Source organism: Haemophilus sp. THUN1692 (assembly GCF_059704395.1).
The window spans coordinates 305,376-318,754 of record NZ_AP046579.1 but is presented as its reverse complement, the minus strand read 5'-3'; the positions used below and the strand labels follow the sequence as shown (position 1 = coordinate 318,754).

Here is a 13,379-nt window from a genome sequence, read left to right as displayed (position 1 = left end):
ACCGCACTTTGCGGTGTTTTTTCATTATGTTTTCGCTACCAGCTGATTACCATTGGTAACCTACGCCAGCAGCAACGCCAGTTTTACCTTGAGTATTTGCCGTACCAGATAAACGGATGATGATCTTACCGTTATCAGAAATACGAGACATACCTACTGCAAGACCATTTTGCCCTTGGTAGTTACCAGCTGCAATACTAACTAAGCTCTTACCTGGTGTATAAGCTTGCGGAATAGTCGCCGCTGCTAATGCACTTGCAGTACCCGCATCTGCTCGTTTACCAACACGGTTGATCTGTTATTCAAATCGCCAAGTCTATGGCCAACACCAGCAGCTATTGCATGTAACTGGCTACCATTCACAGCATCTTTTGAAGTTGATGAAATTTCACCTGGAGCCACACCTGTAATTTTAGTAGGTGTTTCACCATCTGAACCACTTACATTGATATTTTAAACCCGAGCGAGATAACCACCACAAAAAAAGCGAGATAAATCAATTATCAAAAAACTTTCATATATTGAAACGTTATTACACAAAAAAGGCTTTTACTATAAGGAAAGTAAAAGCCTTTTTCGCTTTTTAACGTCTTTAGTGACGATCTTCAATCAACAAGGAAATTTTTGTAAAGGTGTAAATAAACAGATAATTGAAAGATTTTATCTATTGTTCACTAGTTCTATTTAATGCAACCTGTAATCAAATACCCCGCAGGTTTACCCACTAAATGCGGGGCGTGAATATCGGTACAACGGATAATTTCTACTTTACCGCCTTTTTCTTGGTAGGTGTCCACAAATAAGCCATTTTGACGGCGGACGGTGTAGCCGTAGGACGGCTCAAAAATGTTGCGTTCTTGCTGGTTACCTTGTTTTACTTCTTTTTGCGGAACGTAAGCTAAAACAATGCAATTAGACCAAATTTTTTCTAATTTACCGTTCTTTTCTTGCGAGGCTGAACCAATTTTTACTACATCAACCCCAATCAATTCCGCAAAAATTGCAGGCGTTAAAATGCCCGTGCGGGTGTATTTAATGCGTTCTAATAATACTTCATTTTCTTTTAAGGCTACCCACACATCAGAGGCAATTACGCACACATTCGGCACTCTACCAATAACCGCAGCAACAGCATTTAAGCCTTCATCAATAATTTTTAACGGATTAGATTTTGCATTCGTAAATTGACTATTTCCCGATAGCACAATTTTATTTGAATCCAAATAATTATCAGGATTTTGAGCAATTTTTGCCACTTCTACTTCACGCCCTAAAGCGATCACATCTTGCACCGTGCGAACCACAAAGCGTTTTAATGGATAGCTTGCATCATTATCTTCACGATAATCAATCGGGTATTCAATATCGTGTTCTTTTAACTCAATCGCTAAAGAGGTGACATCTTCAGGCGTTAAGCGGTTAGAATCGCCGTGCAATTCACGCACCGTTGAACGCACTTGGAACGCTAAACGCCCAAATTGCGGAATGCGTCCCGCTTCTTTTTCAATTTCAACTACCGGCATTAAGGCTTCGGCGACTAACTCATTATTATAATAACCTTGAGCTAATTCGGTTAAAACAGGATCTTGAATACGTTTATCGGCTAAACTCATTTTTTATTTTCCTCTTGGTTTACAGATAATATCAAATGCTTCGGTGTAACTGATTTTGTTCACTTTGGCATAGGTTCGGATTTTCTGATCTAATTCAATCATTTCAGGCGGGGTATTTTCCGCATATTGAATAAAATCTTCTTCTGTTTTGCTTACTGCATTTTCTTTCGTTGCGACTTCGACAAATGTAATAATTTGCGGTTGAGCGGTTAAAAAATCTTGTACTTTTTGTAGCAGGCTTTCGCCCTCATTAAAGTCTAGCGTTTCGCCTTTTCCTATACGTTCGGCATAATGCAAAATTGCTTCCGCTTCTTTTCGCACTTTGGGGGCTAATTTTCCTTGCTTAATTAAATTTTCGGTAAAATCTGAAATCTGATTTTTACTTAATTGATTTTTTAAGCGTGCATTTTCGGCTTTTAATTTTTCCAGTTCTGACGGTTCATTTTCATAATCTGAAAAATCCACCACGCCCGCTTCATTTTCGGCAAAAATCGGATTTTTCAACCCTTTCACCGCTGGCGGTACCGCCCCTAAAAAGCCAACGTGACGCAAATAGAGAAAACCTTTTTTCGGATTGCTTTCACTATCAGGCAAATAGAACGAGGCGGAAACCTTTTTAAATCGCCCATTCTCCACCATTTCAGAAAAAGCGGGATCGACTTGGTGAAATTCCGCTTTTAATACATCATTATCGAGCCTCAAACCTTTTACCCACGCATAAGCAGGGTGATTATGTTCTGGGTGTCCAATCACCGCAGGGGCTTCAAATGTATCCACATCGTAAGCGTTTACCGCTTGTTGCAAATCGGCGGGCGTAATTTCTACTTCTACGCCGTTAGCGTCTTTCCGCTTGCCCGCTTTAAAAATTTCAATCCAATTCATAAGGTTGTTTCTCTTTTACAATTTTATAAATCCATTGAAGGCTTACGCCATATTTCATCGCTAGTTCAGTATGATTTGCACCGTTGAATTTTTTTCTGATTAAGTTATTTCTAGCAGTATTCATAACCGCACTATATTGCCCTTTAGGAATATAAACATTTAAGCCAGCGTTATATTTATAGAAATGTTCAAGGAAGATTTTCTGAAATTCCCCTTTATTGTTATTAGCTCCTTCATAGGCTTTTTCTATGCAATCTTCCAAAGATTCAATAAAGTGTTTATAAGAACGTTCAGATTGTGTTGTACGCACTCTAATTTCTCCATTTACCCAATCAATGAAGTTATCTTAAAGCGCTTTAAGAAAACCGCCTTTTAAACTGCTTTAAGAAAACCAACACACAAAAAAGCCCCACGTATTCAACAGAAAAGCAAAAAGAGAAGAAAATAGGCGTTTATAAACAGGCTAAACAGGTAAAGACGGGGAAATATAGCGGATAAGCTGAACCGCCCGTTTAGGGCGTTAAATTGCAAATAGTGAGAATAGAGAAATGAAGGCTAGTCTATTAGGATAATAGTCTATATACGCATTTTTCAGACATACAGAAATTTTAAAAAATGAAATCAATAAAAATCAATGAGTTATGAGATTTATTCAGAAATTTTTCAGACTGTCTGAAAAAATCATTTGATGTTTACATTAAATGTAACGTTTCAACTTTCGTTTAAACATAAAGTAGATAAAAATCAATAAGTTATGGTTTTAGTATATTCAAAAAAAGGTGTAATTGCTACATTTTTTGCTATTAGCTATTGATTTATTGAATTGGCTAGCGTATAGTTGTTCTCAAGGTGTCGAAACCTTACTACAAAGCGGATAACCGCACCCGATAGACAAGCGGTTTTTTTGTACCTGAAATTTACCAAATTTTAGGGCGAAAATATACCATTTTTTAAACTCAATGCCGAGAGGGCGAGGAATACAACACCCGAAAGGGAAATAACTCCAGCCGTCTTTGTAGGGCTTTCGAACCTCTTGGCACCCTTATTTAAGGGAAAAATTTCGAAAATTTACAAAGGAGTTCACAATGAACACATCAACCTGCCCCGCCTTTACTTCGCTTTCTCAAGTGATTAACGGTAAACATCAAGCTGTTTTTTCGGTGAGTGAATTTAGTACTAAACTTGGTTTACCTTTCCGCCCACCTGTGGCACTCAATACCCTGCTTAATCATTTACAATTTCGATTAAATGTTGATTATGTTCCGTTTTATGGCTTAGACGGAAAAGGCGTCATAGATTACCGCTTAACAGCTGAAGCAATGTTGCTTTATATTCAAAAAATGACCGATGAAGTCAATCATAGCGTGAAAGCTTGCGTGCATTTTGTGTTAGAACGTATGCAAGCCAGCCCGATTGAGCAAACCATTCAACAACAGCAATTTAATACAGAAACGCAAGCCTTTTTAAAAGCATTTTTTCATACTGAATATCATTATTTATTAAGTGAAGATGACTTCATCAATATGGAAAGAATGAAAAACGCCTTTTTTATGGTTGAAACGTTATTAACGAGAGTAAGTCCGCAATCTACCTTAGATTACGACCATTTAGCCGATCTGATTTCAAGCGTTATTAGCCCTTTATATGATTTACTTAATCGTACAAATGAAACGGCTAAAAAAACCGATCAACAAGTAAAAAGATTAAATCAATTAGCCGAAAATTTACAAGGGGCGTAAAAATGACGACTCAATCAATGATCTTAGACTGTCAAGAATTAGCCTACGACTTGCGGGATCAAATTCACGCCCTTGAAACGCTAGATGATTTACTTTCTTCTTTTAATGGACGAGAGCAAATAGATAGCGGAGGCGTAGCCCGCTTGATCCGTGCGATTGCAAACACTGCAAGTAAACAAATAGAGCAATTAGACGTGTTATTAGAAGATTTAAAAACCGTAAATTAACCCCAAAATCAACCGCACTTTAGCCGATAAAGTGAGGTTATTATTAACACCATAGGAGAATACACAATGGAACAACAAGAAGCACAATCTGTTTTATCTAAAATGGAAAATGACTTTAATAGAGAAAAAGCGGAAGCCTATATTTTATTAGGACGGGTAGAAGCCTTTAATTTTGCTAAAAGATTTCTAGAATTTGGAGAATTAAAAACGATTGAGAAAATTAAAGAGAAAAAGGCTTACAAAGGTTTATTAGTTATAGATAAAAATACTGGTGAAGAGAAAAGAATAAGTACATTTAAAGAATTTTGCCAACATTTAGGCATTTCTTACGAAACAGTAAATAACCACTTGAATTATTTGCGAGATTTAGGTGAACCACTATATAAAGAAAGCCTACGATTAGGCGTATCAGACAGAGAAATGCGCCGTTTAAGAAAACTACCCGATGAAACGCTCATTGATATCGCAAAAATAGATTTTTCAGAAGATGAAGATAAAAGCCGATTAGTAGAAAAATTGGCGGAAGCTGAAAAAATGATTGAAAAATTAAGTGATACCATAGAAGAACAAGCCGAAGAATTAAACGAAGCAAAACAACAACTAGAAGAAACAAGGGAAAACTACTACGCTCAAGAGCGTTTTATTCAAAACAAAAACGATCATATTGATAGAATTTCTTCAGATTTAGCAAAAGCACAACGCCTTATCGAAACAATGACACCCGACGAGGAAGGGGCGAAGCTTAGGGAAGAAGCTACTACTTTAAGTTATCAAGCGGAAGCAATTTTGAGAGGTAAAGTATATGCCGCTTTTAAAGCTTTAACAGAGCATAGCGAGCGAACAGGCATTGCCCATAAACAATTTATGAGCGGAATGTTGGCGGAGTATCAGTTGATACTATCGGAATTAAAAACAGAGTTTCAAATTAATGATACACCGAGTGATAGTGATTTACCCGAATGGGCGAAAGAAGGTTATAACGGCGTAGAACTTGATGAAAGAATGAACAGTATTTTAGATGCCAAAATTCTAGGATAAATAATTAAATTACTTTAATTTTAAAAGTTTCTATTTTAAAAATAATTCCCTAGTAAGCCCGATTTATTCGGGCGTTTTATTATCTAGGAGAATTAAAAATGGCAAAATTAGCAAAACTTCCCCCGCAAGTACTCACCGAGCTACAAGAACAAATTAGGGCGAACCACTACCAACACTATCACGCTCTTAGCGATTGGTTAAAACAACAAGGCTATTCAGTAAGTAAAAGCACTATTCACCGCTACACCCGCTATTTAAAAGAAATTGACGGCTACACAGCCAAAGGCAATTCAAACGAACTCCTAGCCCAAATCACAATAGAAAATTTTGATAGCCTTTCTCTATCATCACTCTATAAAAAGCTAGGCAAGCTAGAACATGAAAAGCAAAAAACGCTAAACCAAATCAACCAACTATTAAACGAAGAAAAAGCCTAAATTTTTAGGCTTTCCGTTTTTCAAATAGTGTAATGAGATTACATATAGTCCCATTTCTTCAGAGAACTTCCCACATCAAAAGCCCATTTATCTTACATTATTTGTAGTGGTTATGTTGGATCTCTTTACGCTTAATGCCCCTGGATTCACGCCTGATTGTGCGGCAATCTCGCGCTGGGTGTAGGTTTGGTTGTCTAAAAATTGCTTGATTTGTTCAATTAAAGTCATGTTTAACGCGCCTTAAATACGGCTTAAAGCCCTTTTTCCTTTTTCAACATTGCAAGCCCTTTTTGCCAGCCTTGTTCAAAATCGTTGGTATCTTCATCGTCATCTAATACTGCTTCGTGTTTGCGCACTGCGTTACCATCTTGTCGGAATAGCTCGATGATTTTCGGTTCTAGTGGTTCTTCTTCCTCGAATTGAGGCTGATAACGCGCAGCTTCTTGTGCATTCATAGTGAGGGTGGCTTTCGCTACCGCTTTCACCGCTTTCACCATTTGTTTGCGTGCTTTATCGTGCTCACGACCTTTCGCTTTATCACCAAATGCCACCGCTTCAGTACATTTCGCTTCGGCTAAGAACACACCATCCAAACCGTAAACCCACACTTTGTTGTGCAAGTCTTGCGGGTCGAATTTCACCACCACCTTGCGGTGCGCGGTGGCAATCAGCTCGCTCGCTAAATAGCGGTTTTTGCGATTATTGACCTTGCCACCAGCATCTAACTCAAATGTGCCGTCTTTTCTCAATGTAACGGCTTCGCTCATCAACATTAAAAAACGCATTTGTTCTGCGCTTGCCTTGCGAATTTGCGCCTTGGCATAATCGCGCTCAAACACTTGGCTGAAGCTGTAAATGCCTTGGCAAATTTCCGTTTGTCTGCCTTCACGTTCATTGAAAGTGCGTATGCCATCTTCTATGGCTAAAATAAATGTGTCGTAATCTACGCCGTCTTTACCGCCGTTATAGTTGTCAGGCTTGTTATAAACGTTCTCGCCTGCGTAAAAGCCTGCAAGACTTGGGTGTTTATCAACTAATTCGCCTAAACCACCATGGGAAAAGGCACGTTCAATCGGTTTTGCTTGTCCGTGGCCTTTGCCAAATTGCACCGATGTCCACAACAATTCGATGCCAAGCATCGGGATAATCCCAGTCACATCATCTTCTTTCACTTTGAAGCGGTAGCGGTTTTTCACGCCGCCAGTCATCCATTTGTTTGCCGCTGCACGAGTGTTATCAATGGTGCATTTTTTCGGAATGCCGTATTTCCAAATCAAATCCATTAAGCTCAAGCGAATGGTGTCGCTGTTTTCGCTCAAATCCACGCGATATGACAAGATTTTACGGGTGCGAATGTCTTGCCAAATCCAGGTTTTAGGGCGGACAATCTCACCGTTATGCCAACGCACGAACACGTTGTGTTGATAGCCGTCGCCGTTGATCCATTCAAGGGCTTCAATTTCCGCAACTGTGCGACGCATTGAAGGGTAATATTGCATCACAGCATGGTCGCCTTCACGTAACTGTACTTGCACTAATTTTGGTACGTCGCGTATGATTTTGCGTTTAATGCTGCTCGCTGATGGTATTGACCAGCCGTTTTCTCGTGCGGCACGTTTTAAGCGTTCATAACAACTGCCAAATTGCGGTTGTTCGTTACGGAAATAATCTGCTTTAAAGGCTTCCCAGGCATCTTCCGTAAATGCCGCTTCCTTACCAGATTTCTTGTTATTGTGTTTAGCAATCAATAACGGTAGCCAATCCGGACGTTCAAACGACCGCACTTGGTAATACCAACGTTTGAGCGATCCTTTCGCAATGTCGCATTCTTCCGCGACAGCATCCAAAGCAGTCATCAATTCCAAGCCATTTCTCACTAAATCGTCTAATTTATGCAGTGGCGCAAGTTTCGCTTTGACGTGTTCCCTTTGTTTATCAGTCGCCTTTTCATAAGGTTTCCAAATCACTTCGGGCAAATAGTTGAGTTCTTTTCTCGCGCGGGGTGTTTCTGAAACGTTGTCGATTTCCACCGCACTTTGTTTTAATAAAAGCTCTGCTTGGGTTGCTTGTGGGAGAGAGGAGAAGGCGTATTCGTAACCACCACCTTTTCCTTGGCGAGCTTGGAATTACCAACTTTCTCGTTTTGCCATTGTTAAAATAGCTTTTTTAGTTCTTGGCAAAGAGAGCAAACTAAGATCAACCAACTCTTGCGCAGAGTAATGTGATTTAAGTTCATTCATATGAATCCCTAACAATCAATTTGAATATTTAACTTGAGTGCAATTTCTCTTTCTCTTCCATAATTCAATTTAGATTTTCCACTTAGAACTCGGCTGATCTCATTTGAACTGTAACCGTTTCTTCTCCCCCATTCAGTTTGCGTGATATTTAGCTCCTCGAGCCACACTTTTACTTCCTCTCTTGTTCTTTTTTTCATAAATCTCACCTCTTTTATGGACTAAAATCATTTAATGAACTAAAATCAATGATCTAATTTAATATTAAATCATATAGTTCATTATTGTTTACCTAGTTCATGTTAATATGAATTTTATGAATTGCAAGGTTTTTTTATGAAAAATTTCACAGATATCGTCAATAGATTAAAAACTGAACTTTCCGTAACTATGGATAAAGATGTGGCTGAATTTTTAGGCATGTCTAAAAGTGCTTTCGCAGAAAGAAAGCGTAGAGGAGCGTTTCCAAAAGAAGCTTTAATGTTAGCTGATTTACAACACTCCGAACTAAAGCTCGATGTCGAATATATTTTGACTGGTAAAAGAGGAGATGAACTGAGCCAGTTTTTATCTAAAACTGCGAAAGAAAAAATTGAACAGCATATAGGGATGGACGATATTCCAAAAGAGGAGCAGCCAATTACGCCAAAAGATGCTGACTCATACGTTTTAGTAAATATGGAAGAAAAAATATTACTTAACTGGTACAGAAGAAGTGATACAAAAGGCAAAAAACTCATTTTTGATCTTGCAAAGATGACTCATGAAACATTATTGGCTCAAATGAAGCTTATTGAGTACACAGAAAATAAAATGTTTAACAACACAGAAAGAAAAAGAGTTAAAAAAATAACTAATAAATTCAAATAATTATAGTATTTATATGCTACATAGAAAATTACACAGAATAAATGTTTACTGTGTAGTCTTTGAAGACGGCGATCAGATGTTGGTGGATTTAAAAAGAAAGGAAATCAAAGGCGATAAAATCTATTTAGTGCAAAACGGAGCAAGCGTGTGGGTGAAACGCGTGAAAATTCGTTGGGACGGCGTGGAACTGATTTCAGACAATAGAGAAGAATATCCCCCAATCATACTTTCAAAGGATGAAGCCGAAAATCTTCAAGTTATAGGACAACTCGTCCACCTCGGCAAAAATATGATTTAAACACCATTTAAACCCGCTTTAACGTTTCCCAAATTTAGCGGTTAAATTGGCAAGTTTTGGGAAATTTTTCCCATTTCATTATTTCTGTTTTTCTTCCAATAAAAAAGGGGCTGGCACACCGCCAAGCCCCGTTTTATCTATATCCATCCCACTTATTCCCGAAAATTTCCGCCCAATCCCTATTTGTTTCTTTGTTTCTCATATTAAGTGGTTGGATACAGCGGTGAAAAATCACCGCACTTTTTCTTTTATATCATTGAGATTAAAGCCGAAAAAGAGTAAAGTAAACGGCTGTTCATTTGACTAATTTAACCGAATAAAAGGCGGAAATTATGGGAAAAAGTGTTGTTATCTTAGGCGCTCAATGGGGCGATGAAGGTAAAGGGAAAATCGTCGATCTTCTAACGGATCGCGTAAAATACGTAGTTCGTTACCAAGGCGGTCACAACGCAGGTCACACACTTATCATTAATGGAGAAAAAACCGTATTACGTTTAATTCCATCTGGTATGTTACATCCAAACGTAACTTGCTTAATTGGTAATGGCGTTGTGGTTTCGCCTGAAGCATTAATGAAAGAAATGGGCGAACTTGAAAACCGTGGTATTAAAGTTCGTGAACGTTTGTTAATTTCTGAAGCATGCCCTTTAATCTTACCCTATCATGTGGCTATGGATCACGCCCGTGAAGCAGCACTCGGCAAAAAAGCTATCGGTACGACTGGTCGTGGTATTGGCCCTGCTTATGAAGATAAAGTGGCTCGTCGTGGTTTACGCGTAGGCGATTTATTTAATAAAGAAGCTTTTGCCGAAAAACTCAAAAACATCCTTGAATACTATAATTTCCAATTAGTGAACTACTACAAAGTTGAACCTGTCGATTATCAAAAAACCTTAGATGATGTAATGGCAATTGCCGATGTAATCACTGGTATGGTGGCAGACATCACTACAATTCTTGATACAGCACGCAAAAATGGTGAGCACATTTTATTTGAAGGTGCACAAGGTACCATGTTGGACATCGACCACGGTACTTATCCGTATGTAACCAGTTCAAACACAACGGCTGGTGGTGTTGCAACAGGTTCTGGTTTTGGCCCACGTAACTTAGACTATGTACTTGGTATCATCAAAGCTTACTGTACTCGTGTAGGTGGAGGTCCATTCACAACAGAATTATTTGATGATGTGGGTGCTGAAATTGCGCGTAAAGGTAACGAATTTGGCGCAGTAACAGGCCGTCCACGTCGTTGCGGTTGGTTCGATGCCGTAGCCATTCGCCGAGCAATTCAACTTAACTCTATTTCTGGCTTCTGTATGACCAAATTAGACGTATTAGATGGTTTTGATGAAGTAAAAATCTGTGTTGCATACAAAATGCCAAATGGTGAAATCGTTGAATATGCGCCGTTAGCGGCGAAAGATTGGGAAGGGGTAGAACCAATTTATGAAACATTACCGGGTTGGAAAGAAAATACTTTCCGCGTCACAGATGTAAATAAATTACCACAAAACTGCATTAACTATATTAAACGTATTGAAGAAGTAACTGGCGTACCAATTGATATTCTTTCAACTGGCCCTGATCGTGTAGAAACCATGATTTTACGTGATCCGTTCGCTGCTTAATTTCTTTAAATTTCTGACCGCACTTTAAAAGTGCGGTCTTTTTTATTATTTTTTACTATTCTTCGATAGAACGTAATAATTCGTTGATGCCCACTTTGCCTAAAGTTTTCGCATCCACTTTTTTCACGATCACTGCGCAATATAAGCTATATTTTCCACATTTTGATGGAAGGCTACCAGATACCACCACAGAACCAGCTGGTACACGGCCGTAGTGAATTTCACCGGTTTCACGATCATAAATTTTAGTTGATTGACCGATGAATACACCCATTGAAATAACACAGCCATCTTCTACAATGACGCCTTCTACCACTTCTGAACGTGCACCGATAAAACAGTTATCACCGATAATGGTTGGATTGGCTTGTAATGGTTCTAATACTCCACCGATGCCTACACCACCAGATAAGTGAACGTTTTTACCGATCTGTGCACATGAACCTACCGTAGCCCAAGTATCGACCATGGTGCCTTCGCCAACATAAGCACCAATATTTACATAAGATGGCATTAATACGCAGTTTTTAGAAATGTATGCCCCCTTACGCACCGTTGCAGAAGGTACAACACGGAAACCTTCTTGAGCAAAACGTTCTTCGGTGTAATCCGAAAATTTTAATGCCACTTTGTCGTAATATTTTGTTTCTGCACCATCAATGATTTGGTTGTCATTAATACGGAATGAAAGTAAAACCGCTTTTTTTAACCATTGATGTGTTACCCATTCGCCATCAATTTTTTCTGCAACACGGTATTTACCCGAATCTAATCCTTCGATTACTTCTTCAATTGCCGCGCGCGTTTCTGCATCAACGGTTTTTGGTGTAATTTCTGCACGTCTCTCAAATGCAGCTTCAATAATTGCTTGTAAGTTTGACATTGTATTTCCTATGTTTTGTGTGAATAAGATGGAATCTGTTTTATCATATTTTCGCTTGCTGCGCAAAAACACCTAAAAAAATCACCGCACTTTGTATTAAAACAAACTGCGGTGATCCTGAAACATAATTGATTAAAAAATTGAAAGCGCTAAACCACAAACGACTGACATACTCAATACAACTGCAATCATTGCATAACCAAAATCACTCATGTTTTTCTCCTCACTAAAAATGAGACCACATTGTAACAAGATTGTTTTAAGAAAATCACCTCTTTTACAAAAAAATTTCAATAAAAGTAACGAAATTTTTTACAAACCTTTATAATAGGCAAAAATTTTTGGGGATCGAAATATGGCAACAATTAAAGATGTCGCAAAAATGGCTGGCGTGTCCACCACAACCGTATCTCATGTTATTAATAAAACCCGCTTCGTTGCAAAAGATACGGAAGAAGCGGTGTTATTAGCGATTAAGCAACTTAACTATTCACCCAGTGCCGTGGCGCGCAGTTTGAAAGTCAATACCACGAAATCTATCGGGATGATTGTGACGACCAGTGAAGCGCCGTATTTTGCCGAAATCATTCATTCTGTTGAAGAACATTGCTATCGACAAGGTTATTCATTGTTCTTGTGTAATACACAAAATGAACCTGAAAAAGTCAAAAACCATTTGGAAATGTTGGCGAAAAAACGGGTAGATGGTTTGCTTGTGATGTGTTCTGAATATACGCAAGACTCCTTAGATTTGCTTTCATCATTTTCCAGTATTCCAATGGTTGTGATGGACTGGGGCCCAAATACTAATACAGATGTAATTGATGATCATAGTTTTGATGGAGGATATTTAGCAACCAAACACCTCATTGAGTGCGGTCATAAAAAAATCGGTATTATCTGCGGTGAACTCAATAAAACCACTGCAAAAACTCGTTATAAAGGCTTTTTAAAAGCGATGGCAGATGCGAATCTTGAAGTGCATGAACCTTGGATTTTCGAAGGTGCATTTGAGCCTGAAGATGGTTATGAATGTATGAATCGTTTACTGGCTCAGGAGGAATTACCAACTGCCCTATTCTGTTGTAACGATGTGATGGCGCTCGGTGCAATTTCTGCACTGACAGAAAAAGGGTTGCGCGTGCCCGATGATATGTCTATTATCGGCTATGATGATATCCATGCTTCACGTTTCTATGCGCCACCATTAACCACCATTCACCAATCTAAGCTACGATTAGGCAGACAGGCAGTGAATATCTTATTAGAGCGTATTAGCCAAAAAGATCAAGGCGTTCAGCAATATAGTCGTATTGACATTGGTCCTGAGCTTATTATTCGAAAATCCATTAAATCAATTTTATAAAACTTATTAAAAATAAACCGCACTTTTTAAACAATCCATAAAAAGTGCGGTTCTTTTTTATCTATTTTTTAGCTTTTCTTGATTATCTTCAATGTTTCTATGAATACCATTTGCCCTATCTTCCGTTTTTAGCTATATCTATCGCCAACTTATGAATT

General features: G+C 38.5%; 17 protein-coding genes and 1 pseudogene. 8 read left to right on the top strand and 10 right to left on the bottom strand.

Annotated features, from left to right (window positions below; genetic code table 11):
• Positions 1–46 precede the first annotated feature (46 nt).
• From AC6H0A_RS01470 to AC6H0A_RS01450, 5 genes are all read right to left on the bottom strand, one after another.
• Positions 47–196: a YadA C-terminal domain-containing protein gene (locus AC6H0A_RS01470; RefSeq protein WP_290438347.1), complete on the bottom strand. Its 150-nt coding sequence runs from the start codon at positions 194–196 to the stop codon at positions 47–49.
• Positions 197–246: 50 nt separating this feature from the next.
• Complete coding sequence (locus AC6H0A_RS01465; RefSeq protein ID WP_290438348.1) at positions 247–363, bottom strand: hypothetical protein; 117 nt, start codon at positions 361–363, stop codon at positions 247–249.
• Between the two features lie 317 nt (positions 364–680).
• Complete coding sequence (locus tag AC6H0A_RS01460; protein WP_005640530.1) at positions 681–1,613, bottom strand: hypothetical protein; 933 nt, start codon at positions 1,611–1,613, stop codon at positions 681–683.
• Between the two features lie 3 nt (positions 1,614–1,616).
• A complete protein-coding gene (locus AC6H0A_RS01455; RefSeq protein ID WP_005640527.1) occupies positions 1,617–2,495 on the bottom strand; it encodes a hypothetical protein in 879 nt (292 codons plus the stop codon).
• Positions 2,482–2,805 (bottom strand): Mor transcription activator family protein, encoded by a 324-nt coding sequence (locus tag AC6H0A_RS01450; protein WP_005640525.1) that lies wholly within the window; start codon positions 2,803–2,805, stop codon positions 2,482–2,484. Before AC6H0A_RS01450 ends, AC6H0A_RS01455 begins: the two co-directional genes overlap by 14 nt.
• A gap of 775 nt (positions 2,806–3,580) precedes the next feature.
• Here AC6H0A_RS01450 and AC6H0A_RS01445 point away from each other — a divergent pair.
• From AC6H0A_RS01445 to AC6H0A_RS01430, 4 genes are all read left to right on the top strand, one after another.
• Positions 3,581–4,234 (top strand): hypothetical protein, encoded by a 654-nt coding sequence (locus AC6H0A_RS01445; protein WP_005640523.1) that lies wholly within the window; start codon positions 3,581–3,583, stop codon positions 4,232–4,234.
• A 2-nt stretch (positions 4,235–4,236) separates the two neighbouring features.
• On the top strand, positions 4,237–4,461 hold the full coding sequence (locus AC6H0A_RS01440) for a hypothetical protein (RefSeq protein WP_005640520.1): 225 nt from the start codon (positions 4,237–4,239) through the stop codon (positions 4,459–4,461).
• A gap of 66 nt (positions 4,462–4,527) precedes the next feature.
• The gene (locus AC6H0A_RS01435; RefSeq protein WP_497512279.1) at positions 4,528–5,499 is read left to right on the top strand and encodes a hypothetical protein; all 972 of its coding nucleotides are present in this window, start codon (positions 4,528–4,530) and stop codon (positions 5,497–5,499) included.
• A 98-nt stretch (positions 5,500–5,597) separates the two neighbouring features.
• On the top strand, positions 5,598–5,936 hold the full coding sequence (locus AC6H0A_RS01430; RefSeq protein ID WP_005640515.1) for a phage protein Gp27 family protein: 339 nt from the start codon (positions 5,598–5,600) through the stop codon (positions 5,934–5,936).
• A gap of 87 nt (positions 5,937–6,023) precedes the next feature.
• Here the strand turns inward: AC6H0A_RS01430 and AC6H0A_RS01425 are convergent, their stop codons facing one another.
• From AC6H0A_RS01425 to AC6H0A_RS01410, 4 genes and pseudogenes are all read right to left on the bottom strand, one after another.
• On the bottom strand, positions 6,024–6,164 hold the full coding sequence (locus AC6H0A_RS01425; protein WP_497512277.1) for a hypothetical protein: 141 nt from the start codon (positions 6,162–6,164) through the stop codon (positions 6,024–6,026).
• A 23-nt stretch (positions 6,165–6,187) separates the two neighbouring features.
• The gene (locus tag AC6H0A_RS01420) at positions 6,188–6,709 is read right to left on the bottom strand and encodes a Mu transposase C-terminal domain-containing protein (RefSeq protein ID WP_497512655.1); all 522 of its coding nucleotides are present in this window, start codon (positions 6,707–6,709) and stop codon (positions 6,188–6,190) included.
• A 57-nt stretch (positions 6,710–6,766) separates the two neighbouring features.
• Positions 6,767–8,047 (bottom strand): annotated as a pseudogene (locus tag AC6H0A_RS01415) (transposase domain-containing protein); the annotation flags it as partial.
• Positions 8,048–8,184: 137 nt separating this feature from the next.
• Entirely contained in the window at positions 8,185–8,373 is a 189-nt protein-coding gene (locus AC6H0A_RS01410; protein ID WP_005640509.1) for a helix-turn-helix domain-containing protein, read from the bottom strand.
• A 136-nt stretch (positions 8,374–8,509) separates the two neighbouring features.
• Here AC6H0A_RS01410 and AC6H0A_RS01405 point away from each other — a divergent pair, with 136 nt between their 5' ends.
• From AC6H0A_RS01405 to purA, 3 genes are all read left to right on the top strand, one after another.
• The gene (locus AC6H0A_RS01405) at positions 8,510–9,043 is read left to right on the top strand and encodes a helix-turn-helix domain-containing protein (RefSeq protein WP_044232325.1); all 534 of its coding nucleotides are present in this window, start codon (positions 8,510–8,512) and stop codon (positions 9,041–9,043) included.
• Between the two features lie 13 nt (positions 9,044–9,056).
• Positions 9,057–9,341, top strand: a complete 285-nt coding sequence (locus tag AC6H0A_RS01400; RefSeq protein WP_005640506.1) for a S24 family peptidase — start codon at positions 9,057–9,059, stop codon at positions 9,339–9,341.
• Positions 9,342–9,673: 332 nt separating this feature from the next.
• The gene (gene purA, locus AC6H0A_RS01395; protein WP_005640503.1) at positions 9,674–10,972 is read left to right on the top strand and encodes an adenylosuccinate synthase; all 1,299 of its coding nucleotides are present in this window, start codon (positions 9,674–9,676) and stop codon (positions 10,970–10,972) included.
• Positions 10,973–11,027: 55 nt separating this feature from the next.
• Here the strand turns inward: purA and dapD are convergent, their stop codons facing one another.
• Entirely contained in the window at positions 11,028–11,855 is an 828-nt protein-coding gene (dapD, locus tag AC6H0A_RS01390; protein ID WP_044232323.1) for a 2,3,4,5-tetrahydropyridine-2,6-dicarboxylate N-succinyltransferase, read from the bottom strand.
• A gap of 355 nt (positions 11,856–12,210) precedes the next feature.
• Here dapD and purR point away from each other — a divergent pair, with 355 nt between their 5' ends.
• A complete protein-coding gene (purR, locus tag AC6H0A_RS01385; RefSeq protein ID WP_005640499.1) occupies positions 12,211–13,221 on the top strand; it encodes an HTH-type transcriptional repressor PurR in 1,011 nt (336 codons plus the stop codon).
• Positions 13,222–13,379: the final 158 nt, after the last annotated feature.